General features: G+C 70.0%; 21 protein-coding genes. 13 read left to right on the top strand and 8 right to left on the bottom strand.

Translation table 11 applies throughout. The annotated features are described in order from the left end of the window. Positions 1–293 precede the first annotated feature (293 nt). Together ACFQ7F_RS29220 and ACFQ7F_RS29215 are read right to left on the bottom strand one after the other, a co-directional pair. A complete protein-coding gene (locus ACFQ7F_RS29220; protein ID WP_383276383.1) occupies positions 294–2,204 on the bottom strand; it encodes an ABC transporter ATP-binding protein in 1,911 nt (636 codons plus the stop codon). Beyond that, a complete protein-coding gene (locus ACFQ7F_RS29215; protein ID WP_383276380.1) occupies positions 2,201–4,120 on the bottom strand; it encodes an ABC transporter ATP-binding protein in 1,920 nt (639 codons plus the stop codon). Before ACFQ7F_RS29215 ends, ACFQ7F_RS29220 begins: the two co-directional genes overlap by 4 nt. 206 nt (positions 4,121–4,326) lie before the next feature. On the opposite strand from ACFQ7F_RS29215, the gene ACFQ7F_RS29210 reads away from it, so the two are divergent. The 4 genes from ACFQ7F_RS29210 to ACFQ7F_RS29195 all read left to right on the top strand — a co-directional run bounded on the left by ACFQ7F_RS29210 (position 4,327) and on the right by ACFQ7F_RS29195 (position 7,939). After that, on the top strand, positions 4,327–5,229 hold the full coding sequence (locus ACFQ7F_RS29210) for an ABC transporter ATP-binding protein (RefSeq protein ID WP_383276377.1): 903 nt from the start codon (positions 4,327–4,329) through the stop codon (positions 5,227–5,229). Continuing rightward, positions 5,226–6,014 (top strand): ABC transporter permease, encoded by a 789-nt coding sequence (locus ACFQ7F_RS29205; RefSeq protein WP_383276374.1) that lies wholly within the window; start codon positions 5,226–5,228, stop codon positions 6,012–6,014. Before ACFQ7F_RS29210 ends, ACFQ7F_RS29205 begins: the two co-directional genes overlap by 4 nt. A 67-nt stretch (positions 6,015–6,081) precedes the next feature. Next, on the top strand, positions 6,082–7,317 hold the full coding sequence (locus tag ACFQ7F_RS29200) for an ATP-binding protein (protein ID WP_383276417.1): 1,236 nt from the start codon (positions 6,082–6,084) through the stop codon (positions 7,315–7,317). Continuing rightward, positions 7,310–7,939 carry a response regulator gene (locus ACFQ7F_RS29195; protein ID WP_383276371.1) on the top strand — a complete coding sequence of 210 codons (630 nt, stop codon included), beginning with the start codon at positions 7,310–7,312 and terminating at the stop codon, positions 7,937–7,939. Before ACFQ7F_RS29200 ends, ACFQ7F_RS29195 begins: the two co-directional genes overlap by 8 nt. Before the next feature lie 164 nt (positions 7,940–8,103). Here the strand turns inward: ACFQ7F_RS29195 and glgX are convergent, their stop codons facing one another. Then, a complete protein-coding gene (gene glgX / locus ACFQ7F_RS29190) occupies positions 8,104–10,350 on the bottom strand; it encodes a glycogen debranching protein GlgX (protein WP_383276414.1) in 2,247 nt (748 codons plus the stop codon). 305 nt (positions 10,351–10,655) lie between these two features. Between glgX and ACFQ7F_RS29185 the strand changes: the two genes are divergently transcribed. The 7 genes from ACFQ7F_RS29185 (at position 10,656) to ACFQ7F_RS29155 (ending at position 17,902) form a co-directional block, all read left to right on the top strand. Beyond that, entirely contained in the window at positions 10,656–11,852 is a 1,197-nt protein-coding gene (locus tag ACFQ7F_RS29185; RefSeq protein ID WP_383276368.1) for an Ig-like domain-containing protein, read from the top strand. A gap of 157 nt (positions 11,853–12,009) precedes the next feature. Further along, positions 12,010–13,248 carry an Ig-like domain-containing protein gene (locus ACFQ7F_RS29180; protein ID WP_383276365.1) on the top strand — a complete coding sequence of 413 codons (1,239 nt, stop codon included), beginning with the start codon at positions 12,010–12,012 and terminating at the stop codon, positions 13,246–13,248. Between the two features lie 64 nt (positions 13,249–13,312). Next, positions 13,313–14,083, top strand: a complete 771-nt coding sequence (locus tag ACFQ7F_RS29175) for an enoyl-CoA hydratase/isomerase family protein (RefSeq protein WP_383276362.1) — start codon at positions 13,313–13,315, stop codon at positions 14,081–14,083. Positions 14,084–14,251: 168 nt separating this feature from the next. Beyond that, a complete protein-coding gene (locus tag ACFQ7F_RS29170) occupies positions 14,252–14,860 on the top strand; it encodes an ATP-binding protein (protein ID WP_383276411.1) in 609 nt (202 codons plus the stop codon). A gap of 431 nt (positions 14,861–15,291) precedes the next feature. Beyond that, the gene (locus ACFQ7F_RS29165; protein WP_383276359.1) at positions 15,292–16,077 is read left to right on the top strand and encodes a polysaccharide deacetylase family protein; all 786 of its coding nucleotides are present in this window, start codon (positions 15,292–15,294) and stop codon (positions 16,075–16,077) included. Then, on the top strand, positions 16,077–17,264 hold the full coding sequence (locus ACFQ7F_RS29160) for a YncE family protein (RefSeq protein WP_383276356.1): 1,188 nt from the start codon (positions 16,077–16,079) through the stop codon (positions 17,262–17,264). Before ACFQ7F_RS29165 ends, ACFQ7F_RS29160 begins: the two co-directional genes overlap by 1 nt. A gap of 86 nt (positions 17,265–17,350) precedes the next feature. Next, on the top strand, positions 17,351–17,902 hold the full coding sequence (locus ACFQ7F_RS29155; RefSeq protein ID WP_383276353.1) for a glycoside hydrolase family 25 protein: 552 nt from the start codon (positions 17,351–17,353) through the stop codon (positions 17,900–17,902). 39 nt (positions 17,903–17,941) lie between these two features. Here the strand turns inward: ACFQ7F_RS29155 and ACFQ7F_RS29150 are convergent, their stop codons facing one another. Beyond that, complete coding sequence (locus ACFQ7F_RS29150; RefSeq protein ID WP_383276350.1) at positions 17,942–18,601, bottom strand: NADPH-dependent F420 reductase; 660 nt, start codon at positions 18,599–18,601, stop codon at positions 17,942–17,944. A 126-nt stretch (positions 18,602–18,727) separates the two neighbouring features. Between ACFQ7F_RS29150 and ACFQ7F_RS29145 the strand changes: the two genes are divergently transcribed. Beyond that, positions 18,728–19,459, top strand: a complete 732-nt coding sequence (locus ACFQ7F_RS29145; protein ID WP_383276347.1) for a CU044_5270 family protein — start codon at positions 18,728–18,730, stop codon at positions 19,457–19,459. Here ACFQ7F_RS29145 and ACFQ7F_RS29140 read toward each other — a convergent pair. Beyond that, complete coding sequence (locus ACFQ7F_RS29140) at positions 19,417–19,890, bottom strand: ABA4-like family protein (RefSeq protein ID WP_383276344.1); 474 nt, start codon at positions 19,888–19,890, stop codon at positions 19,417–19,419. The genes ACFQ7F_RS29145 and ACFQ7F_RS29140 overlap by 43 nt on opposite strands. Further along, positions 19,887–20,819, bottom strand: a complete 933-nt coding sequence (locus tag ACFQ7F_RS29135) for a hypothetical protein (protein ID WP_383276341.1) — start codon at positions 20,817–20,819, stop codon at positions 19,887–19,889. Before ACFQ7F_RS29135 ends, ACFQ7F_RS29140 begins: the two co-directional genes overlap by 4 nt. Before the next feature lie 247 nt (positions 20,820–21,066). On the opposite strand from ACFQ7F_RS29135, the gene ACFQ7F_RS29130 reads away from it, so the two are divergent. Next, entirely contained in the window at positions 21,067–21,723 is a 657-nt protein-coding gene (locus ACFQ7F_RS29130; protein WP_383276338.1) for a MerR family transcriptional regulator, read from the top strand. Between the two features lie 429 nt (positions 21,724–22,152). Here ACFQ7F_RS29130 and ACFQ7F_RS29125 read toward each other — a convergent pair whose 3' ends face one another. Together ACFQ7F_RS29125 and ACFQ7F_RS29120 are read right to left on the bottom strand one after the other, a co-directional pair. Then, positions 22,153–22,440, bottom strand: a complete 288-nt coding sequence (locus ACFQ7F_RS29125) for a hypothetical protein (RefSeq protein WP_383276335.1) — start codon at positions 22,438–22,440, stop codon at positions 22,153–22,155. Continuing rightward, positions 22,437–23,153, bottom strand: coding sequence for a FadR/GntR family transcriptional regulator (locus tag ACFQ7F_RS29120; RefSeq protein ID WP_383276332.1), 717 nt, complete (start codon positions 23,151–23,153; stop codon positions 22,437–22,439). Before ACFQ7F_RS29120 ends, ACFQ7F_RS29125 begins: the two co-directional genes overlap by 4 nt. Positions 23,154–23,269: the final 116 nt, after the last annotated feature.

Genomic DNA, 23,269 nt, shown 5'->3' with positions numbered 1-23,269 from the left:
GATATCGAATGGTCCGGCTTCCCGGCCTTCATCGCGTCGGTTGCGCCGCGATTCCGGTCGGTGAGTTGGACATACCACGTCCCCGGGCCCACGGAGGAAGGCCGGGTGGTGTACGTCCGTTCATGCCGGATACCAACAACGACATCGCCGACCGGGAAACCGTGCGCATCCTGGCTGATCCGCCCCCGGGGCCTGGCGGAAAGAAACTTCGAAAACGTGCGGCTCCATACCCAGGCGTATATGTGACACCTGTGCGGGCTGTGCGGGCCGCTATTGGACAGGGAACTGCGCGGCTACCCCACCACGCTGTCCCGCCAGGCCCGGTGCAGATCCGCGAACGACCCGCTGCCCGCGATGAGTTCGGCCGGAGTACCGTCCTCCACGACCTGCCCGTGCTCCATCACGAGCACCCGGTCGGCGATCTCCACCGTGGAGAGCCGGTGGGCGATCACGACGGCCGTGCGTCCGCGAAGGACCGTGTGCATGGCGCGCTGCACGGCCCGCTCGCCGGGGATGTCCAGTGAGCTGGTCGCCTCGTCGAGGATCAGCACCGCCGGGTCGGCGAGCAGCGCCCGCGCGAAGGCGACGAGCTGGCGCTGACCGGCGGAGATACGGCCGCCTCTCTTGCGTACGTCGGTGTCGTAGCCGTCGGGCAGGGACGTGATGAAGTCATGCGCCCCGATGGCCTTCGCGGCCTGCTCGACGTCCTCGCGGGTGGCGTCCGGGCGGCCGATGGCGATGTTCTCGGCGACGGTCCCGGAGAAGAGGAAGGCTTCCTGCGTCACCATCACCACGCCACGCCGCAACTCGGCGTTGGCGAGGTCCCGCAGATCGACCCCGTCGAGCAGGACCCGGCCCTCCGTCGGGTCGTAGAAGCGGGCGAGCAGCTTGGCGAGCGTCGACTTGCCCGCGCCGGTGGAGCCGACGACGGCGACGGTCTGCCCGGCGGGCAGCGTCAGGTCGAAGCGGGGCAGGATCTCGCCGCCGGTCCGGTAGGCGAACCGCACGCCGTCGAAGTCGACCTCGCGGCCCGGGTGTTCGGAGGCGAGGGCGGGTAGTGGCCGGGCGCGGTCCGGGTGCGGCTCGGGCACGGAGGGGGTCTGGGCGAGCAGCCCCGCGACCTTCTCCAGGGATGCGGCGGCCGACTGGTAGGAGTTCAGGAACATGCCGAGCCGGTCGATGGGGTCGTACAGGCGCCGCAGGTACAGCACGGCGGCGGCGAGGACGCCGAGCGCGAGTGTGCCGTCGGTGACGCGGTAGGCGCCCCACAGGACGATGCCCGCGACGGCCGTGTTGGCGACGAGGCGGGAGCCGATGACGTAACGGGCCATCTCCAGCATGGCGTCGCCGTTCGACCGCTCGTGGTGACGGTTGAGCACGCCGAACTCCGCCTCGTTGGCGCGCTCGCGCCGGAAGGCGCGGACCGGGCGGATGCCGTTCATCGTCTCGGCGAACTTCACGATGACGGAGGCGATCGCGGTGGACCGCTTCCCGAAGAGGGGGCCCGCGCGGCGCTGATAGCGGCGTACGAGGAGGTAGAGCGGCACGAACGAGGCGACGGCCGCGGCGCCGAGGCTCAGGTCGAGCCAGAGGAGCATCGCCGAGATGTAGACGAAGGACAGGATGACGGTGATCAGCTCCTGCAGCCCCTCGCTGAGGAGTTCCCGCAGGGATTCCACGTCGGTGGTGGACCGGGAGATGAGCCGCCCCGAGGTGTACCGCTCGTGGAAGTCCACGCTGAGGGCCTGTGCGTGCCGGAATATCCGCCCGCGCAGATCGAGCAGTACGTCCTGGTTGACGCGGGCGGAGGCCACGATGAACGCGTACTGGAACGCCCCGGACGCGCCCGCGCAGAGCAGGTAGCCGATGCCGATGACGACGAGGGGCCCGTAGTCGTCGGCCCGGACGGCGGGCACGCCACGGTCGATGGCGTACGCGACGAGGAGCGGACCGCCCTGGACGGCGGCCTGCTGGAGGAGGAGCAGGACGGCCGCGAGGATGACGCGGCCACGGAGGGGGGACAGCAGCGAACGGAGCAGGGTGGTGGTGGCGCCGGGGGGCGCGGGGAGGGTGTCCTTGTCGAAGTCGTCGGCGGGGACGGCGGGTACGGCGGAGCCGCCGGGAGCGGGTCGGTCGGCTGCTTGCGAGAGGCGTTCATCCTCGTCGGTCCCGGTGGTCTGTGACGCCGGCGTCGAAGCGGTCATCGTGCGCCATCCCCCTCCGCGGACACGACGCCCGCCTCCGTCGGTTCGTTCGCGGGCGCTGGGCCCGTTTCCCCCGTCGCGGGAGCGACACCCGCCCCAGACATCAGCCACGCGTACTCCGCGTTCCCCCGCAGAAGTTCCTGGTGGGTGCCCACTGCCGTGATGCGGCCTTCGGAGAGGAGGGCGACGCGGTCGGCGAGGAGGACTGTGGAGGGGCGGTGGGCCACCACCAGGGCCGTTGTGTCCTTCAGGACGCGCCGCAGGGCTGCCTCGACCAAGGCCTCCGTGTGGACGTCAAGCGCCGAGAGCGGGTCGTCCAGGACCAGGAAGCGGGGGCGGCCCACCACCGCGCGGGCCAGGGCCAGACGCTGGCGCTGGCCGCCGGAGAGGCTCAGGCCCTGCTCGCCGACCTGGGTGGCCGTGCCCTGCGGCAGCGCGTGGGCGAAGTCGGCCTGGGCGACACCCAGCGCGCGCTCCAACTCCGCCTGGCCCGCGGCCTCTTCCGCGCCCATCAGGACGTTCTCGCCCACCGTCGCGGAGAAGAGCGTCGGCTCCTCGAAGGCGACGGCAACCAGCGTGCGCAGCCGCTCGCGGTCCATCTCCGCGATGTCCTCGCCGTCCAGCGTGATGCGGCCCCCGCTCACCTCGTGCAGCCGGGGCACGAGCGCCGTCAGGGTCGTCTTGCCGCTGCCCGTGGCGCCGACAAGGGCGAGGGTCTCGCCGGGGCGGACATGCAGGTCGATCCGGTCGAGCGCGGCCGGCGCCTCGGCGGGCGCGTCCGGGTAGCGGAACTCCACGCCGTGGAAGCGGAGTCCGGCACCACCGAACACACCGGAGGCGCCGGAGACCCCCGAGCCCTCGGAGGCAGCGGGCAGCACCACCGAAGACTCCGGCTCCGCGTCCATCACCTCGAAGTACCGCTCCGTGGCCGTCGCCGACTCCTGGCTCATCGCGAGCAGGAACCCGATGGACTCCACCGGCCAGCGCAGCGCGAGCGCCGTCGAGAGGAACGCGACCAGCGTGCCCGTGGACAGCTCGCCCTCCGCGACCTGCACGGTCCCGAGGACGAGCGCCGCACCGATCGCGATCTCCGGCAACATCATGATCACCGCGTAGATCGCAGCGAGCAGCCGCGCCTTGGCCAGCTCCGTACCCCGCAGGGTGTGCGAGAGCTCATGGAACGCGCGCGCCTGACTGCGGTGGCGGCCGAAGCCCTTGATGATGCGGATGCCGAGCACGCTCTCCTCGACGACCGTCGTCAGATCGCCGACCTGGTCCTGCGCCCGCCGCGCGACGGCCATGTACCGGCCCTCGAAGTACGCGCAGGCGATCACCAGCGGCACCAGTGGGGTGAGCAGGACGAGTCCGAGCGTCCAGTCCTGGGCCAGCAGAATGACCATGCCGACCACGATCGTCGTCCCGTTCACGATCAGGAACGTCAGCGGGAAGGCGAGGAACATCCGCAGCAGCATCAGATCCGTCGTGCCGCGCGAAAGTAGCTGTCCCGAGGCCCAGCGGTCGTGGAAGGCCACCGGAAGCCGCTGCAGATGACGGTAGAGATCCGCCCGCATCGACGCCTCGACCGAGGCGAGCGGCCGCGCCACCAGCCACCGCCGAAGACCGAAGAGCAGCGCTTCCGCGACACCGAGCAGAAGCAGGAGCAGGGCGCCGAGCCAGACCCCGCCGAGATCCCGGTCCGCCACCGGGCCGTCCACGAGCCACTTCAGTACGAGGGGGAAGACAAGGCCCGTGCAGGAGGCGATGATCGCGACGAATGCCGCGCTGAACAGGCGAGTTCGCACGGGACGGACATACGGCCACAGCCGCAGCAGCGTCCGCGCCGCGGACCTCTCCCTGGCAGGTCCCTCGGTCGATCCCTCGGTCGGTTCCTTGGTCGGCGCATCTGATTTCGGCATCAGAAGCGAGCCTACGGACGCCCACTGACAGAGCCCACCGAGTTTTGGACCGTCCCCGCTCGTCCGCTGGTCCTACACCCGGGCCGCATCGCTCCACGACCAAGCCGCACCGGCAAAGTCGTACCCCTCCATCAACCGATCGGCTGATGCCGCTTCGAGCGCGATGGGCGATGCCCGGACCCCCGCCCACCGGCGAGGCTCGAACCATGCCCATCATCGAAGTGCACGACCTGCGCAAGGCCTACGGCGGACGGGCCGTCGTCGACGGTGTCTCCTTCGCCGTCGAGGAGGGCGAGATCTTCGGCGTCCTGGGACCCAACGGCGCCGGCAAGACCACCACCGTGGAGTGCGTCGAGGGCCTGCGCGTCCCCGACACGGGCACCGTCCGGGTCGCCGGGCTCGACCCCGTCGCCGACCACGACCGGGTCACCCAGATCCTCGGCGCCCAGCTCCAGGAGAGCGAGCTCCAGGCGAAGCTCACCGTGCGCGAAGCGCTTGAGCTGTACGCCGCGTTCCACCCGAACCCCGCCGACTGGCGCCCCCTCGCCGAACGCCTGCGTCTGACCGACAAGCTGGACAGCCGCTTCGGCAAGCTCTCCGGAGGCCAGAAGCAGCGCCTGTTCATCGCGCTCGGCCTGATCGGCAACCCGAAGGTCGTCGTGCTGGACGAGCTGACCACCGGGCTCGACCCCCGTGCCCGCCGCGACACCTGGCAGCTCATCGAGGACGTACGCGACAGCGGCGTCACCGTCCTCCTGGTCACCCACTTCATGGAGGAGGCCCAACGCCTCTGCGACCGCATCGCGGTCATCGACCAGGGGCGGATCGCCGCGCTCGACACCCCGGCGGGCCTCATCAGCCGGGCCGAGGGATCCACCGTCATGTCGTTCACGCCGTCGGCCCCGCTGGACGAGCGGGAGCTCGCCGCGCTGCCGCGAGTGATCTCCGTCGACCACCGCGACGGCCGCTACACCCTGGGCGGCACCGACGAGACGGTCAACGCCGCCATCACGCTCCTCGCCCGGCATCACATCACCGCACATCAACTCCGGGTATCCGACGTCACGTTGGACGACGCGTTCCTCGACCTGACGGGAGCTTCGGCATGACCGCCGCCACCACCGCCGTCGCCGCACCCCACGCCGCCGCGAAGAACAAGGCATCGGCCGCCGTCCTCAAGGCCGAGTTCCGGATCTTCCGCCGTGAGGCCGGCGCCCTCTTCTGGATCATGATGTTCCCCACGCTCCTCCTGGTGATCCTGGGCTCCATCCCCTCCTTCCGGGAGACCGACGCCTCGCTGGGCGGCATCCGACTCGTCGACGCGTACGTCCCCGTGGCGGTGCTGCTCTCCCTGATCGTGGCGGGCCTGCAGGCCATGCCGTCAGTGATCACCGGCTACCGCGAACGCGGCATCCTGCGCCGCATGTCGACCACACCGGTCCGACCCTCGGCCGTGCTCGGCGCCCAGATGGGCATCCACGGAGCCGCCGCGCTCGTCTCGTCCCTGCTCTCCCTGGCCGTGGGCCGCGTGATCTTCGACGTGCCGCTGCCGCGCCAGGCCTTCGGCTACGCGCTCGCGCTGCTCCTCGCCATCCTGTGCGGGCTCGCGCTCGGAGCCGTGGTCTCCGCCATTTCGCGTACGACGAAGGCCGCGACCGCCATCGGCACCGCCGTCTTCTTCCCGATGATGTTCAGCGCGGGCGTCTATCTGCCGGTGCAGGCGATGCCGGACGCGCTCGCCCGCGTCGTGGAGATCTCCCCGCTCGGCGCCGCCGCCCAGGCCCTGAGCGAGGCCGCGGCCGGCGACTGGCCAGGGCCGGCCCACCTCGGCGTGCTCGCGCTGTGGACCGTGGTCCTCTCTGCGGCGGCGGCGCGCCGGTTCCGGTGGGAATGAGGGTCGGGCGGTACCGGAGGTGACCGACACTGGGAACGTGAGCACGAGTACGGCGGACGCCACGGAGATGATCGAGCGGCGCTGGGGCCTGTTCCACCGCTGGGGCCCCTACGCCCTCCTCGGGTTCGGCGCCCTCATGTCGTTCGCCACGAGCGACGTCGTCGGCGTGAGCCGCGGCGCGTGGAACGTGGCGGGGGTCCTGATGGTCGCCGCGCTGGTGCTCCAGCTGTGGTGGGGCAGGCTGGCCCGCTCCCGCCCCGGCCCCTCGTTCGTGGGCATCCTCTACTACGCCGTGCGCTGGGCGATCGCCTTCGTCCTCACCTGGATCAACCCGTTCTTCGCGTTCTACGCCATCGTCGGCTACTTCGGCGCCGAGCGGCTGCTGCCTCCGCGCCTGGTCAAGCCCGGCCTCTTCGCCACCGCCATCATCATGGCGGGCTCCCAGTCGGGCGGCCTTCCACCACACGGCAACCTGGGCTGGGCTGTCTTCGGCGGGCTGCTCGCGGTGAACATCGCGCTGCTCGGCGTCTTCGCCCACCTCGCGGCGCAGGAGGACCAGCGCGCCCTCGACGCGGCCGCCACCATCACCGAGCTGGAGCGCACCAACACCGCCCTCCAGCAGGCCATGGACGAGAACGCCGCCCTGCACGCCCAACTCCTGCTCCAGGCACGGGAAGCGGGCGTCGCCGACGAGCGGCGCAGGCTCGCTGCCGAGATCCACGACACCATCGCGCAGGGCCTGACCGGCATCATCGCCCAGCTCCAGGTCGTCGCGACCGCGTCCGAAGAGAGCCTGGCCCGCGAACACCTGGGACGCGCCGCGGACCTGGCCCGGCACAGCCTGGGCGAGGCCCGCCGCTCCGTCCACAACCTCTCCCCGACAGCCCTTGAGCACGACGCGCTCCCCGAAGCGCTGAAGAAGACGGTCACGGAGTGGGCCGAACGCGCCGGCGTCCGCGCCGACTTCACGGTCACCGGACCCGCCGAGCCGCTCCACGAGGAGATCGAGGCGACGCTCCTGCGCATCGTCCAGGAGGCCCTGTCCAACGCCACCCGGCACGCGGACGCCACCCGCCTCGGCGTCACCCTCTCCTACATGGAGGGCGAGGTCGCCCTCGACGTACGCGACGACGGCCGCGGCTTCGACCCCCTGACCCTCGTGCAGCGCAGCGGCTCAGGTGGCTTCGGCCTCGACGGCATGCGGGTCCGCGCCGAACGCATCGCGGGCTCGTTCACCGTCGAGTCGGAACCGGGGAACGGCACCGCGCTCTCGGCTCGCGTACCGTTGGTCCGCCATGGCTGACCTGATCACTCTGCTCATCGTCGACGACCATCCCGTCGTACGGGACGGTCTGCGCGGCATGTTCCGGTCGGACCCCTGCTTCGAGGTGCTCGGCGAGGCGGCCGACGGCGTCGAGGCCGTCGCCCTGGTGGAGCGCCTGGACCCGGACGTCGTCCTGATGGACCTGCGCATGCCGGGCGGAGGCGGGGTCGACGCGATCGCCGAGCTCAGGAGGCGCGGCGCCCGCGCCCGGGTCCTCGTCCTCACCACGTACGACACGGACTCCGACACGCTGCCCGCGATCGAGGCGGGCGCGACCGGCTACCTCCTCAAGGACGCGCCCCGCGACGACCTGTTCACCGCGGTCCGCGCGGCGGCCCAGGGCCGCGCGGTCCTCTCGCCCGCCGTCGCGTCCCGCCTCGTCTCACGCGTGCGTGCCCCCGGCAACGAACCGCTGAGCACCCGCGAACGGGAGGTGCTCGCGCTCGTCGCCAAGGGCACGTCGAACCGTGCGATCGCCGCGGAACTCTTCATCAGCGAGGCCACCGTCAAGACGCATCTCACCCACATCTACGGCAAGTTGAGCGTCAACGACCGCGCCGCGGCGGTGGCAACGGCGTACAGCCGCGGAATCCTTGGCTGAGGCAGGGGCGCCCCGTACGGGGCGCGGGGAACTGCGCGACCAGCCACAAGCGGCCCGCAGCCAACAGACGACCGATCAGGCGGCTGCCCACAACGCCGGGGTGTCGGTCGGCTCCCACCCGGACTGAGCCGGTCAGGTCCGAGCCAATGCGGGCCCGGAAGAGGTCAGCCTCCCCCGTCCACCTCCCCGTCCCGCACCCGCAGCAACAGCACCGACCGCGCCGCCATCGTGACCGCCGTGTCCGCGCGCAGTACGGCGCCGGGCGCCTCCCCCTGCTCCTCCAGGGAGGTGTCCACCACCACCTCGTACGCCCGGGCCCACGGCGCCCCGGGCAGCATGAAGCTCCCCGCACGGTCCGCCGCGTGGAGGATCGCGAGGAAGCTGTCGTCGACGACCGGTGCGCCCCGGGCGTCCCGTCCCGGGATGTCGCGCCCCGACAGATACATGGCGAGCGTCGCGGCAGGCGCGTACCAGTCGCCCTCCGTCATCTCCGTCCCGCGCGCCGTGAACCACGCCAGGTCCCGAAGCCCGTCAGCCGAATGCGCACGCCCGGAGAAGAACGCCCGCCGCCGCAGCACGGGATGCCGGTGCCGAAGGGCGATCAAGCGGGACGTCAGATCACACAGCGCCGCCCACCCCGGCTGATCGAGCAGCCCCCAGTCCAGCCAGCTGACCTCGTTGTCCTGGCAGTACGCGTTGTTGCTGCCTCCTTGCGTACGACCCATCTCGTCCCCCGCGACGAGCATCGGCACCCCCGTCGAGAGCAGCAGCGTCGTCAGGAGATTGCGCAGCTGCCGCCGCCGCAGCTCCGCCACCCGCGCATCGGCCGTCTCGCCCTCGGCGCCGCAGTTCCAGGAGCGGTTGTCGTGGGTGCCGTCCCTGTTCCCCTCACCGTTGGCCTCGTTGTGCTTGCGCTCGTAACTCACCAGGTCCCGCAGCGTGAACCCGTCGTGCGCCGTCACGAAGTTCACCGACGCGTACGGACGCCGCCCGCCCCACGCGTACAGGTCGCTCGACCCGGAGAGCCGGTAGCCCAGATCCCGTACATCGGGCAGCGCGCCCCGCCAGAAGTCCCGTACGGCGTCGCGGTAGTGGTCGTTCCACTCCGTCCAGAGAGGAGGGAAGGCCCCTACCTGATAGCCGCCGGACCCCACGTCCCACGGCTCGGCGATCAGCTTCACGCGCCGAAGCACCGGGTCCTGCGCGATCACCGCGAGGAAGGGGGACAGCATGTCGACGTCGTGGAACGAACGCGCGAGCGCCGCCGCCAGATCGAAGCGGAAGCCGTCCACTCCCATCTCGGTCACCCAGTAGCGCAGGGAGTCCGTGATCAGGCGAAGGACGTGCGGCTGCACCACCTGGAGCGTGTTCCCACAGCCCGTGTAGTCCGCGTAGCGCCGTGCGTCGTTCGGCTGGAGCCGGTAGTAGCCGCGATTGTCTATGCCCTTGAGCGAGAACATCGGGCCGAGATCGCCCGCCTCCGCCGTGTGGTTGTAGACCACGTCGAGGATCACCTCGATCCCGGCCTCGTGCAGCGCCCGCACCATCCGCTTGAACTCGCCGACCTGTTCGCCCCTCGTCCCCGACGCCGCGTACGCCGCGTGCGGTGCGAAGTAGCCGATCGAGTTGTAGCCCCAGTAGTTCTTCAGGCCCCGTCTCAGTAAATGATCCTCGTGCGCGAACTGGTGCACGGGAAGCAGCTCCACCGCCGTCACACCAAGGCGCAGGAGATGCTCGATCGCCGCCGGATGCGCGAGCCCCGCGTACGTACCCCGCAGCTCCTCCGGAATCCCCGGGTGCAGCTTCGTGAAGCCGCGTACATGGACCTCGTAGATGACCGAGTCCGCCCACGGCGTCTTCGGGCGCCGGTCGTCCGCCCACTCGTCGTCCGGGGCGTCGTCGTGCACGACCACGCCCTTGGGGACGTACGCGGCCGAGTCCCGGTCGTCCCGCACCGTGTCGGCCACGTGCTGCTGGGGCCAGTCCCGCACATGGCCGTACACCTCGGGCGGCAGACCGTACGTGGCGAAGTCACCGTCCACCGCACGCGCGTACGGATCCAGGAGCAGCTTCGCCGGGTTCCAGCGGGCGCCCGTCCACGGGTCCCAGCGGCCGTGCACGCGGTAGCCGTAGCGCTGCCCGGGCAGGACGCCCGGCACGAAGCCGTGCCAGATCTCGTGCGTCAGCTCGGTGAGGGACGCGCGCGTCTCGACGCCCTCGTCGTCGAACAGACAGATCTCGACGGCCTGGGCGCCCCCGGCCCACAGCGCGAAGTTGGTGCCCGCGACCCCGTCGGGCCCCACTCTGAACCGCGCGCCGAGCGGCGTCGGCGCCCCCGGCCACACGGGCAGGCCGGGCGCGCCCGAAGCGTCACCCGGCGTGGCGCGCGCCTTCGCCGACGTCCCTTGCACGGCGGCTGCCTTGCCGTTCACCGCGGTCGCGCCCGTCCCGCGCCGCCCACCCTGGAGCGCTTCCCGTTCGGCTGCGCTGGACACCCATTCGCCTCCTGCGGCTCGACCCCTGTCGCGTCCCGGCGGCAGGGGCGTACCAGACCGGACGGCGCGCGTGGACCCGAGGGCCCGTGCCGTCCTCCCCACTGTTCTGCCCAGCGTGTGCGTCGCACTCACGTTTCCCCAGGAGGGGGACGGTCGTTGGGACGGGCGTGAGACAGGTAGCGAGGCGCGCACGGCGCGCAGGGGCCGCGCTGGCCGCCGTAATGACATGGGCAGGACTGCTCGCGGGAGCCACGGGATGCAGCGGTGACGGCGGTGGCATCGACCAGCTGATGGGCAAGCCGCGGTCGCCCGCCGACGCGATCCGGGTGACACCCGACGACGGCAGCAAGGGAGTCAAGGGCGACGAAAAGCTCAAGGTCGAGGTCCCCGACGGACGCCTCGAATCGGTGAAGGCCGTCCGGGTCCAGGACGCGCGGGAGGCTCCGGTGCCAGGGCGCATCGACGAGGACGGCCTGACCTGGAAGCCACTGGACGGTGACCTGGCGCTCGGCGCCAAGTACTCGGTGGACGCCGTCGCCCTCGACGGCCACGGCCGCCGCTCGGCCCGGCACACGACGTTCACGACGTACGTACCCGACGAGCGGTTCACCGGCTATGTGACACCGGAGAACCGCGCCACGGTCGGCACCGGCATGATCGTCTCCCTGGAGTTCAACCGGGAGGTCGAGAACCGCGAGGCCGTCCAGCGCGCCATCAGCGTCACCGCGGACCCGGAGGTCGACGTACGACCGCACTGGTTCGGCAGCGGCCGCCTGGACTTCCGCCCCGAGAAGTACTGGAAGCCGGGCACGAAGGTCACCGTCGGTCTGCGCCTGCGCGACGTCGAGGCCGCCCCCGGCGTCTACGGACTGCAGGACAAGAGCTTCTCCTTCACGGTCGGCCGCAGCCAGACCTCCCTGGTCGACGCCGCCGAGCACACCATGGAAGTACGCCGCGACGGCGAGGTCCTCTCCACGGTCCCGATCACCGCGGGCGCCCCCAAGACCACTACGTACAACGGGAAAATGGTGGTCACGGAGATGCTGGAGGTGACCAGGATGAACAGCCGCACCGTCGGCTTCGGCGGGGAGTACAACATCCCCGACGTCCCGCACGCGATGCGCCTGACGACGTCCGGCACCTTCCTGCACGGCAACTACTGGTCGCCGAACGCCCCTGGCAACACAAATGTCAGCCACGGCTGTGTGGGCCTGCGCGACGTGAAGGGCGGCAGCTCACGTACCCCGGCGGGGTGGTTCTTCGACCGCAGTCTGATTGGTGATGTGGTGGAAGTTGTCAATAGTGATGACAAGAAAGTCGCTCCTGACAACGGGCTCAGTGGCTGGAACATGGAGTGGAAGGACTGGACGGCACCGCCCGGCTCCAAGCCGGAAGCCAAGCCCACGGACCAGGACTGAGACACGGCCCGCACCCCGTACGCAGTTGGGACTGAACAGTGACATTGGCGGGGAGTCATCGGTCAGGACCGTGTGGTTATCTAGCGCTGGCGCGTGTCTGTGCGCGCAGATGCACTGGGGTGCGGGCCTGACCAGGCCGTGCGAGGGGAGACACATCTTGAACGGGCGACCGATATCGGGGACGTCGGTTGGTGCGCGGGGGCGCACGGGGCGACGGGGCACGAAGGGCCTCTTTGCGGTGGCATCGGGTGCGACGCTGCTGTTGGTCACGGCATGCGGCGGGGGAGGCGGCTCGGACTCCGGCGACGGCAAGGGCGGGGCCGACAAGAACGCGCCGTCGGCGGCGGTGGTGACCATAGCGCCGAAGGACGGCGCCGACGCGGTGGCCACCAACGGGGCACTGAAGATAGCGGCCGACAAGGGCAAGCTGACGGACGTCAAGGTCGAGGACAGCAAGGGCAATCCGGTCCCGGGGAAGATCACCTCGGGCGGCGCCACGTGGACGCCGGCGCACCATCTCGCGGCCTCCACGAAGTACAAGGTCCACGCGACGGCCAAGGACTCCGACGGACGTGAGTCCGCAAAGGACACGTCGTTCACGACGCTGACCCCGAAGAACACCTTCATGGGGCAGTTCACGCCGGAGGACGGCTCGAAGGTCGGCGTCGGAATGCCGTTCTCGGTCCACTTCACGCGGGGCATCACCGACCCGAAGGCCGTGGAGAAGGCGATCGAGGTCAAGACCGAGCCGTCCGTGCCGGTCGAGGGGCACTGGTTCGGCAACGACCGCATCGACTTCCGCCCCGAGAAGTACTGGAAGGCGGGCACGAAGGTCACCGTCAAGCTCAACCTCGACGGTGTCGAGGGCAGGCCCGGGGTCTACGGCAAGCAGGCCAAGACCCTGAAGTTCACGGTCGGCCGCAGCCAGGTCTCGACCGTCGACGCCAAGTCCCACCAGATGAAGGTCGTCCGGGACGGCAAGCAGATCAAGAAGATCCCGATCACCGCGGGCGCACCCGGCACGACGACGTACAACGGCCAGATGGTCATCAGCGAGAAGCTCAAGGTCACGCGGATGAACGGCGAGACCGTCGGCTTCGGCGGCGAGTACGACATCAAGGACGTCCCGAACGCGATGCGCCTGTCCACATCGGGCACGTTCATCCACGGCAACTACTGGTCGGGCGGCGCCTTCGGCAACACGAACGCCAGCCACGGCTGCATAGGCCTGAGCGACGTGCGCGGCGGCTACAGCAAGAAGACGTCCGCCGGATGGTTCTTCGAGAACTCCCTCATCGGGGACCTCGTGGTCGTGAAGAACTCCGCGGACAAGACGATCCAGCCCGAGAACGGCTTCAACGGCTGGAACATGTCCTGGGAGAAGTGGAAGGCCTGAGCCTTCCTTCCGGTAGGCCTGACCGGTCGGCATGATCGTGCGGGGCACGGCTAACGTGCCCCGCATGACATCTGTGCATCTCGAAGTCGCCGAAGGCGTCGGTACGATCCGCCTCGACCGCCCCCCGATGAACGCGCTCGACATCGCCCTGCAGGACCGGCTCAAGGAGCTGGCCGAAGAGGCGACACAGCGCGACGACGTACGCGCCGTGATCGTCTACGGCGGCGAGAAGGTGTTCGCGGCGGGCGCGGACATCAAGGAGATGCAGACCATGGACCACACGGCGATGGTCGTGCGGTCCAAGGCCCTGCAGGACTCCTTCACCGCCGTCGCCCGCATCCCCAAGCCCGTCGTCGCCGCCGTCACCGGCTACGCGCTCGGCGGTGGCTGTGAGCTGGCGCTCTGCGCCGACTTCCGCATCGCCGCCGACAACGCCAAGTTCGGCCAGCCCGAGATCCTGCTCGGCCTGATCCCCGGCGCGGGCGGCACCCAGCGCCTGTCCCGTCTGATCGGCCCGTCCAAGGCCAAGGACCTCATCTTCACCGGGCGCATGGTCAAGGCCGACGAGGCGCTGACCCTCGGTCTGGTGGACCGCGTCGTGCCCGCCGCCGAGGTGTACGAGCAGGCGCACCAGTGGGCCGCACGCCTCGCGCAGGGGCCCGCGCTAGCGCTGCGCGCCGCCAAGGAGTCCGTGGACGCGGGCCTGGAGACGGACATCGACACCGGGCTCGCGATTGAACGCACCTGGTTCGCGGGTCTGTTCGCCACCGAGGACCGTGAGCGTGGCATGCGCAGCTTCGTCGAGGAGGGTCCGGGCAAGGCGAAATTCCTCTGAAGTTCCGCTGCGAAGCGTTCAGTTGAGGGCGCGTCAGCCAAAGTGTCCCCCGAAGGAGCGGTTTATGCGTAGCTTAAGAGAACCTTAAGCCTGCCTTGCTCGCGGCCCTAAGTGATCACCCATAAGCGGGTAGTCATCGCAGGTCAGCAGGGGTGTCGTAGGGCTTATCTGCCACTGGCATATGCCAAACCGGCCCCCCGGAATGGATGGTTCCGGGGGGCCTATTCCGTCGGAACGGCCCCAGAACGCCTTCCGTGCGGCCATGATGGGGGCATGGCGGGGCTGGAGGGTATCGAACAGCCGCGGCGACACGGGAGTGCGACCGCGGCGCGCTGGTCGCCGGCGGTCGAGGACGAACACGCGCTCAAAGCGCTCGAGTTGTTCGGCAATCCGACGGACGCGGAGGTTCCGCTGCCGTCGCGCCCGGAGTCCGCCGCCATCGCGCGCCGGCTCGCCCAGGTCGTGGTGCTCCGGCACTGGGGGCTCTCCCCGAAGCTGACCGAGGACGCGGTGCTCCTCACGTCCGAACTCGTCGGCAACGCTGTTCGGCACACCGGCGCCCGCGTCTTCGGGCTGCGGATGATGCGGCGGCGCGGGTGGATAAGAGTCGAGGTGCGCGATCCCTCGCGCGGGCTGCCGTGCCTGATGCCCGTCCACGAGCTCGACCTCAGTGGCCGCGGCCTCTTCCTGGTGGACAAGCTCTCCGACCGGTGGGGCGTGGACCTGCTGCCGCGCGGCAAGACGACGTGGTTCGAGATGCGGGTCGCGGACCGCTGAGACGCGGACCGCTGAGACGCGGACTGCTGAGACGCGGACTGCTGGGGTGTGAGTCGCTGAGACGCGAAAGCCCCCGGTTGCCGGTTGCGGCATTGCGGGGGCTTCGCGGAGCGCCACGGACAAAGGGGTGTAATCCGCGGCGCTGATGACGACCGAGCCCGGGTCAATGGGGGTCGTGGCTCCGACTATGGCAGACGGGCCCTGCCGATCCAAAAGCCCTTAACCGGTTGTATCGGACCAAATCATGACACTCCAGAAGTGAATCCTTGGTGAGCTGGGACACCTGCCTGGTAAACACTGGCTAAGTTCTGGCTGTGGCAGATGTTCCGCAAGGGGTGGCAGGGGGTCTCGCCGCCTCCGCGGCCCCGACCCGCAGGCTCCGTGCGCGCGCAATCAGCGGCTTTTGACCGTTTTTACCATTGAATGGTCGGGTGATCGAGACTGACCGCCGCGGAGCCCTGCGCGCAGGCGCCGGACTGGCCGTCGCGGGCGCGCTCACCGCAGGCTGCTCCGCCTTCGGATCCGCCGCCCCCGCAGCGCACCAGGCCGCACCCGCCGCCCGCCACCCCGCCCGAAAAGCACCCCGCGCCGCCCCCGCACCCCGCCGCTTCCCCGGCCTCCCCGACCAGATCGCGCACAGCCCCCGCGGCCACCCCCGGGTCGCCCTCACCTTCCACGGCCAGGGCGACCCGGCCACCGCGCGATCCCTGCTCTCCATCGCCGAGAAGGCGGGCGCCAAAATCACCGTCCTCGCCGTCGGCAGCTGGCTCGACGAACACCCCGAGCTCGCCCGCCGCATCCTCGACGGCGGCCACGACCTCGGCAACCACACCCACCACCACATCACGATCAACGAACTGCCCGAGGCCGACGCCTACGCGGAGATCACCGGCTGCGCCGACCGACTGCGCCGCCTCACCGGCTCCATCGGCACCTGGTTCCGCCCCTCGCGCGCCGAGACGGCGACCCCCCTCGTCGCCCGCCTCGCCCACCGCGCGGGCTACCCGCACGTGCTCTCGTACGACGTCGACTCCCTCGACTTCACCTCGCCGGGCGCCCCGGCCGTCACCCGCAAGATCACCTCAGAGGTGCGCGCGGGCTCCGTCGTGAGCCTGCACTTCGGGTACGCGGACACGGTCGCCGCGCTCCCCGCCGTCCTGGAAGACCTCGACCGCCGCGGCCTGCGCGCGGTGACGACCACGGAGTTGCTGACCTGATGACCCTGCACCTGAACCTCACCCGGCGCACCGGAGCGGTCGTCGCCGCCGGGGCCGTCGTCGCCGCCGCGCTCGCCGGCTGCGGCAGCGACAACCACGCGGACGAAGCCCTCGGCACCAAGGGCATCCAGAAACCCGCCAAACCCAAGGAAGCGCCCGGCCTCCCGGGCATGCCGCCCCTCCTCGACAAGAAGGACGTCTACGCGGCCGACCGCCCCAACAGGCTCTCCCCGGTGGTCGAGGACTTCCCCTCCCGGATCTACGTCCCCAACACCGACACCAACACCGTCTCGGTCATCGACCCCAAGAAGTACGAAGTCATCGACACGATCGACGTCGGGGTCCAGCCCCAGCACGTCGTCCCCTCCTGGGACATGAAGACGCTCTGGGTCAACAACAACCGCGGCCACACGCTCACCCCCCTCGACCCCAAGACCGGCAAGGCGGGCAAGCCCGTCGACGTCCACGACCCCTACAACCTCTACTTCACGCCCAACGGCAAGTACGCCGTCGTGATGGCCTCGATGGACCGCGAGCTCGTCTTCCGCGACCCGCACACCATGAAGGAGGTCAAGACCGAACCGGTCAGCTGCTACGGCGTCAACCACGCCGACTTCTCGGCGGACGGGCGCTACTTCATCGTCTCCTGCGAGTTCTCCGGCGAACTCCTCAAGGTGGACACGGAGAAGATGAAGGTCGTGGCCCAGCAGAAGCTGCCCTTCAAGGGCGCCATGCCGCAGGACGTGAAGGTCTCGCCCGACGGCAAGACCTTCTACGTCGCCGACATGATGGCCGACGGCATGTGGGTCCTGAGCGGCGACAAATTCGACAAGCCGAAGCTCCTGCACACCGGCAAGGGCACCCACGGTCTGTACGTCAGCCGGGACTCACGCGAGATGTACGTGTCCAACCGCGGCGAAGGCACCATCTCCGTCTTCGACTTCCCCAAGAACAGACTCACCAAGAAGTGGAAGCTCCCCCAGGGCGGCAGCCCCGACATGGGCGGCGTCTCGGCGGACGGCAACACCCTCTGGCTCTCCGGGCGTTACGACTCCGAGGTGTACGCCATCGACACCCGAACCGGAGTCCAGATCGCCCGCATCCCCGTCGGCGGAGGACCGCACGGCCTGGCGGTGTATCCGCAGCCCGGCCGCTACTCGCTCGGCCACACGGGGATCTTCCGCTGAGCTGTTCAACGGTTGACCACAGCGGCAACCGGGCACGAGAGGGGTAGATCGACCTGCCCTCCCCTCTGCCGCTCAGGAGGCCGCCCGTGCTCAAAGGCATCGACGTCAGCTCGCACCAGTCCAACTTCGACACGGACGGCCGCTCCTTCGTCATCATCAAGTCGACGGAGGGCCGTTCGTACGTCAACCCAAGACTGGCCGCGCAGGTGAAGCGGGCACGGGACGGCGGCTGCGTGGTCGGCTTCTACCACTTCCTGTGGCCGGGGAACATCACGGCGCAGGCGGAGTACTTCGTCAGCAAGACCCCCGAGAAGTCGGGGGACTTGCTTGCGGCGGACTGGGAGTGGACGGGCGAACACACGCGCGCCAGCAACGCGGAGAAGGACCGCTTCATCCGCGAGGTGAAGAGGCTGCGGCCGAACCACCGAGTCGTTTTGTACTGTAATCGGGATTTTTGGCTTAACCACGACGACACCTCGTACGCGGGCGACGGCCTGTGGATCGCCGACTACGTGACGGCGGGCAAGCCCCGCATCAAGGCGAAGTGGCGGATCCACCAGCACACGTCGACGCCGCTGGACAAGAACGTCGCGGACTTCGCGAGCGAGGACGCGCTGCGGGAGTGGGCCAAGCCGTAGCCGTAGCCGTCCCGCGGCGCGTCCCGTGATCCCGCTCGGTCAGGCGCGCCAGTCCGGCGTGCGCTCCTGGGATGCCGAGTCCAGCGCCTTGCGGACCGCTGCCGCGTCCGCCGCGAGGCCGTACACCGGAGTGCCCGGCTGCTGGCGCCACGACTCGTCCTGGCCGCCCGTGTCGACGGTGTCGAAGCCGATCTCGTCGAGGAGGTCGCGTACGACCTTCTTGGCGTCCTCGTCGTCGCCGGACACCGGGAGGGCGACGCGGCCGGGCGTGCCGCTGGGCTGCGGCTTGTCGAGGATGTCCTGGGCGTAGGTGCCGTTGAAGGCCTTGATCACCGGGTGGCCGATCTGGCGCTCGGTCCAGCGGCTCTCGGTCAGGCCCTCCTCGATCTCGGCGATCTTCCCGTCGCGCTGCTGCGGGTAGTAGTTGCCGGTGTCGATGACGGCGAGACCGTCGGCCGCGCCGTCGAGGAAGCCGGACGGCAGGTTCGGTACGGCCTTCAGGGGGATCGTCACGACGACGACCTTGGCGCCGCGTACGGCCTCTTCGATCGTCGCGGGCGTGGCGCCGGTCTCCTTGGCGAGGTCGGTGAGGGTGTGCGGGCCACGGGAGTTCGCGACGGAGACGTCGTGGCCGACAGCCGTGAGGCGCCGGGTCAGGTTGCCGCCGATGTTGCCCGCGCCGATGATGCCGATCTTCATGACTCGCCCTTCCGGGGGTGGATTCGGTGGTGCCGTAGCGGAGCCAACCTCCGGAACCGGTGAGGTATTCCGGCTGAGCGGATCGGCCACCCCCAGAGTTTCACCACGATCTTGCCGAGGTGAGTATTGGACTCCGTCGGACTTGTGCGCCTCTGCGCGTGCGCCCCCACCCCGCGGGTGAAGGCCAGCCAGTTCGTCTACATGCGCAACCTGGAGCAGCAGAGGTGGATGTCGCAGGACCCCGCCCCCGTCACGAACATCGGAATGATCCGTGAGAGCGGAAAGGGGGCGTCGATGCCCGGTCAGGACGTCCCCATCGAGACGTCCGTCGTGGACGGTTCCGATGACTCGGGAGCCATCCCGGAGGGGCCGGAGCGGCCCACGTACAACTGGCTCGCCTCGCTGCCCACCGACCCCGACGCCCTGGTGAAGAAGCTGTACGCCGAGACGAAGGTGGCCGACGAGCGGGAGACGAAGGCGCAGGCCGTCTTCGACAGGATCGGTGACCTGCTCGGCGGGGCGGTCATGCCGCCGGAGAACGCCGCCGCGTTCTACAAGGCCGTCGCCAAGCTCCCCGGGGTGACCGAGGTGCCCGACGCGGTGGACGCGGCGGGCCACCACGGAATCGGCATCACCCTCGACGAGTCGTCGTACGCGACGCGCAGCGAATGGATCTTCGACAAGAAGTCCTTCGAATACCTCGGCTCACGCGGCTACATGACCAAGGATCACAAGCCGGGCGGCAAGCCGGGCAAGGCGGGCAATCCCGAGGTTCTCTTCGGAAGCGCGGCGGTCCTGGAGCGTGCGGTCGTCGATCAGAAGGGCATGGAGCCCGAAACCGCCGGCGAGCGCGGCTGATCACGGTTCGACCGCCGCATCGCAGGCACGGCCCGCAGCAGCAGGAAGAGCAGCAGTCCGAAGGGTGAGAGGAGAATCGTGAGGACCAGGAGCGGCCCCGTCACCAGCGGATGGATGCCGATGCGCCTGGCCTCGCGGTACATCCACTGTCCGATCAGGAGATCCCAGGCGATGACCTGGGCCCAGATCGCGCCCGCCCCGTTGGCCAGAACGAGCAGTTCGCGGAATCCGTCGATGTCCGGGCGGCTGACGGCGGCCCAGAGTTCGGGGAAGACGGGGAGCGCCATCGCGGTGTAGACGGCGAGGATCGGTACGACGGTGAGGGGTGAGGCGGTGATGCGGGCCGTCGTCCGCCACCCCGGCGCGAAGATCATGAGCAGCCAGACCGGGGCTGCCAGATAGAAGGAGAGTTCGAAGAGGAATCCGGTCATGACACAAGCTCCTTGCGGTCGTCGCCCTCATTGGTGCGGGCCGCCTGAACTGGGGTGTCTGCGCGGCCAGTTGGGGTGCGCAAGACTCCATACGTGCCCGCGACCGTGACGCCGATGATCAGTCCCGCAGTCGTCAGCGTCGCGCCGTCCGGGTGGACGAGTGGCTGGCCGCGCAGGGCCTGCCAGGTGACCAGGGCGAAGGCAGCCGCGTACGCACCCGAAGCGATGAGCACGAGCCGCAGCCGCACCCGCTCGTCGGCCAGGCGGCCGAAGCGGGGGCGCGCCGCGAGCGCCGTCAGCGCCATGAGGAGCAGCGGGAGCAACTGCAGGGCGTGCATGCCGACGAAGTGCGGGATCCGCAGATCACCGCCGGTGGTCGACCAGCCGGTCAGCGGCATGCCGGGCCCGCCGTCCGGTACGCCGACGCTGTGGGCGCCGACGATGGGCGAGGAGCCCCGCCGCTGACCGGGTGCGGGCTGGGTCATCAGGAATCCGGTGGCGGCCCCGGCGAGCGCGATGACGATCCCGCAGCGCATCGCCCAGGCGGACGCGCGGTCGACGATCCGGGCGCGCACCAGCAGGATCGCGACGAGCAGGGTGCCGAGCCACAGGATGACGACGGTGACGGCCATCGCGTTGAACACGGCTTCGTCGAACGGGGTCCGGTGGTTGAAGTGGCTGCGCTTGCCGCGCACCACCTGTCCGGTGATGAGCACCATCTCGACGAGGCTCGACACGGCGACGATCGTGCCCGCCCACCAGCCCGCCTTCCGGTGGCGGTCGAGCAGCGAGAGCATCCAGGCGAGCGAGAGTCCGTACGCGACGAACGAGACCGAGAACTTGAAGGGCTTGAACCAGATCCGTGAGCCCGTCAGGACCCGGTCGTCGACGACGAGGCCGATGCCGGACGCGACGGCCAGGACCGCCATGGAGGCGGAGAACGCTAAGAGTGGCCGGTGCCATGAAGGCCATGCACGCCATGCACGCCGTGAAGACACAGAAATCCCCCTGATTTCCTCTGTATGAGAACGCGAAGGTGAAATGGATAGTGGCACTTGCCGCTATCTGATAGCGCCACTATCTATGATGGGGGTCGGGGGTGGCAAGGGCACAGTCGGTGGCAGAGTGGCGCGGGCGGGAGCGCGAACAGAGGGAGTGCAGGAGAGTGGGCAGGCCGTGCGTATTGGCGAGTTGAGCCGCAGGACCGGTGTGCCGGTGCCGACGATCAAGTACTACGTCCGTGAAGGGCTGTTGCCGCCCGGCGAGTTGAGCAGCCCGAACCAGGCGCACTACGGCGAGACGCACGAGCGCAGGCTGCGCCTCATCCGCGCGCTGCTCGACGTGGGCGGCCTGAAGGTGGCCGCGATCGCGGAGATCCTCGGCGCGGTCGACGACCCCGAACGCCCGCTGCACAAGGTGCTCGGAGCCGCCGCGGACCGGCTCGGCCCGGCGGGGGAGTCCGCCGACGACGCCGAGGCGGCGGCAGCGGACACGGCGGTCGGCGAGCTGATCGCGCGCCGCGGCTGGCAGACCCACGAGTCGGACGCGGCCGCCGCCGATCTGTCACGGGCCCTGGCCGCCATGGGCCGCGTCGGCCACGGAGCGTTCACGGAACTGCTCGACGAGTACGCCGACGCCGCCGAACTGGTGGCCCGCGCCGACCTCGACTACGTGAGCCGCCGGGTGGCGGTCGAGGACCTGGTGGAGAGCGTCGTGATCGGCACCGTGCTGGGGGAGGCGGTGTTCAACGCGATGCGGCGCTTGGCGCATGTGGATGCGTCGGCGCGGGTGTACGGGGTTGACGGGGCGGGGCGTGAGGGGGAGGCGGGCTAGGCAGTTTCGTTCGGGTCACTGGCACGTGGTGCACGTGGATCAAGCCGTGCTTTACGTCACCGGCTCCGGCATCGCGGCTATCTTCTCTGGTTCGCCACTCCACCCACGAAAGCTGCTCCGGTGTCAGTGCCGCGCCCACGTGATGCCGCGGCACTGGTGATCTGGCCCCGCTCTTGAGCGCCAGAATCAGCCCTTATCCGTCTTCCGGCAGATGGTAGTAGACGGTCCCCGAACGCCAGTGACCGTGCTCGGTCGTCTCTGACTTGATCACCACGTCCTGGATCTCAACAGGGCCCAACGTCTCAATGGTATCGGCCAGCCGTCGCAAGAGGGCTGGAACACTGTCGCAGCCCGGGCCGGCGGGGTTGGCCTGCGAAAAGTGGCGCACGGTCCAATGCTTTGGGGTGTCAACCATGGGCAGATCCAAGCTCAGCCGAGGCCCCGATGCGCGGCCCACAGCGCCCCGGCGCGGCTGGCTGCTTCGGCGACCAGGGCTGCCAGTTCGGGTCTGTCGGGGACGGGGAACGAGACGTATGCGCCCCGGCCACCGGCGACTGGCCGGCCGTAGGCCTTTGTGGCGAGGTGCCCGTCCGGCAGGAGTCGGACGTTGAGTGTGCTCAGCGTGAACTCTTCGCCGCGCCGGGTGTCCGTCCAGCGGAGATCCTGGGGGATCGTGACATTGATCGCCAGAGCGCTCACTTCCAGGTCGTTGCTCATGGACGGATGATCTCAGCCTGGCCGCAGGCCAGCAACTGCCCCAGCGTGTCCTGGAGTTCGGCCTGCGCCACCCGCGCCGCCTCCTCCGCGTCCCTCGCCTCGACGGCCCGTACGAGCGCGGCGTGGGCGGCGTGCCCGTGGTTCGGTTCCTTCGTGCGTACGTCGACGAGGTCGAGGAGGTTGATCAGGCCCTCCCGCAGTACGGGCGCGAACTCCGCGAAGAGGTCCGTCAGTACGGGGTTGCGAGCCGCCGCCACGACCGCCGCGTGCAGGGCGATGTCGGCGTCGACGAAGGCCGCGTCGTCGGCCGGAGCCGCGGCCCTGCGGCCTTCGAGCGCGGCGCGCATCGCCGTGACGTCCTCGTCGGTGCGCCGCATCGCCGCGAGCCGTGCCGCCTGCACCTCCACCAGCATCCGCACCTCGTACACGTCCGACACCGCCGCCCGCCGCAGCCGCGTCGGCCAGTCCGCGACCGGCTGCGTCGCGATGACGAAGACGCCCGCGCCCTGGCGTGGCTGTACGAGGCCTGCCCCGGCGAGCGCGCGCAGGGCCTCACGGACCGTGGAGCGGCCGATGCCGAGTTCCTTGGCGAGGGTCGTCTCGCCGGGGAGCTTGCTGCCGATGGGCCAGTGGCCTCCGGAGATCTGCTCACGCAGGCGCTCGGTGGCCTGTTCGACCAGGGGGCTGGGACGCAGGGAGCCGAGCGGCGGCATCCGGGGACCTTTCCGGGGGGAGGGGAGCGGGGGGGGGGGCGGGGGGGCGCCCCCCCCCCCCGAGCCTGTTCGCCCGGGAAATGATGCGGGGTAACCGGGCGGGTGGCTGGGAGAGC

Origin of the sequence: Streptomyces sp. NPDC056486 (genome assembly GCF_042795295.1) — a bacterium.
Taxonomy (GTDB): Bacteria; Actinomycetota; Actinomycetes; order Streptomycetales; family Streptomycetaceae; genus Streptomyces.
Note: the sequence above shows the minus strand (reverse complement) of the source record. Positions and strands in the feature narration are given on the sequence as shown.

Excerpts from the sequence above, each read along its gene's own strand:
- ACFQ7F_RS29220 (WP_383276383.1), bottom strand. The coding sequence starts at position 2,204 with ATGACCGCTTCGACGCCGGCGTCACAGACCACCGGGACCGACGAGGAT.
- ACFQ7F_RS29215 (WP_383276380.1), bottom strand. The coding sequence starts at position 4,120 with ATGCCGAAATCAGATGCGCCGACCAAGGAACCGACCGAGGGATCGACC.
- ACFQ7F_RS29210 (WP_383276377.1), top strand. The coding sequence starts at position 4,327 with ATGCCCATCATCGAAGTGCACGACCTGCGCAAGGCCTACGGCGGACGG.
- ACFQ7F_RS29205 (WP_383276374.1), top strand. The coding sequence starts at position 5,226 with ATGACCGCCGCCACCACCGCCGTCGCCGCACCCCACGCCGCCGCGAAG.
- ACFQ7F_RS29200 (WP_383276417.1), top strand. The coding sequence starts at position 6,082 with ATGATCGAGCGGCGCTGGGGCCTGTTCCACCGCTGGGGCCCCTACGCC.
- ACFQ7F_RS29195 (WP_383276371.1), top strand. The coding sequence starts at position 7,310 with ATGGCTGACCTGATCACTCTGCTCATCGTCGACGACCATCCCGTCGTA.
- ACFQ7F_RS29185 (WP_383276368.1), top strand. The coding sequence starts at position 10,656 with ATGACATGGGCAGGACTGCTCGCGGGAGCCACGGGATGCAGCGGTGAC.
- ACFQ7F_RS29175 (WP_383276362.1), top strand. The coding sequence starts at position 13,313 with ATGACATCTGTGCATCTCGAAGTCGCCGAAGGCGTCGGTACGATCCGC.
- ACFQ7F_RS29160 (WP_383276356.1), top strand. The coding sequence starts at position 16,077 with ATGACCCTGCACCTGAACCTCACCCGGCGCACCGGAGCGGTCGTCGCC.
- ACFQ7F_RS29150 (WP_383276350.1), bottom strand. The coding sequence starts at position 18,601 with ATGAAGATCGGCATCATCGGCGCGGGCAACATCGGCGGCAACCTGACC.
- ACFQ7F_RS29140 (WP_383276344.1), bottom strand. The coding sequence starts at position 19,890 with ATGACCGGATTCCTCTTCGAACTCTCCTTCTATCTGGCAGCCCCGGTC.
- ACFQ7F_RS29135 (WP_383276341.1), bottom strand. The coding sequence starts at position 20,819 with ATGGCGGTCCTGGCCGTCGCGTCCGGCATCGGCCTCGTCGTCGACGAC.
- ACFQ7F_RS29125 (WP_383276335.1), bottom strand. The coding sequence starts at position 22,440 with ATGAGCAACGACCTGGAAGTGAGCGCTCTGGCGATCAATGTCACGATC.
- ACFQ7F_RS29120 (WP_383276332.1), bottom strand. The coding sequence starts at position 23,153 with ATGCCGCCGCTCGGCTCCCTGCGTCCCAGCCCCCTGGTCGAACAGGCC.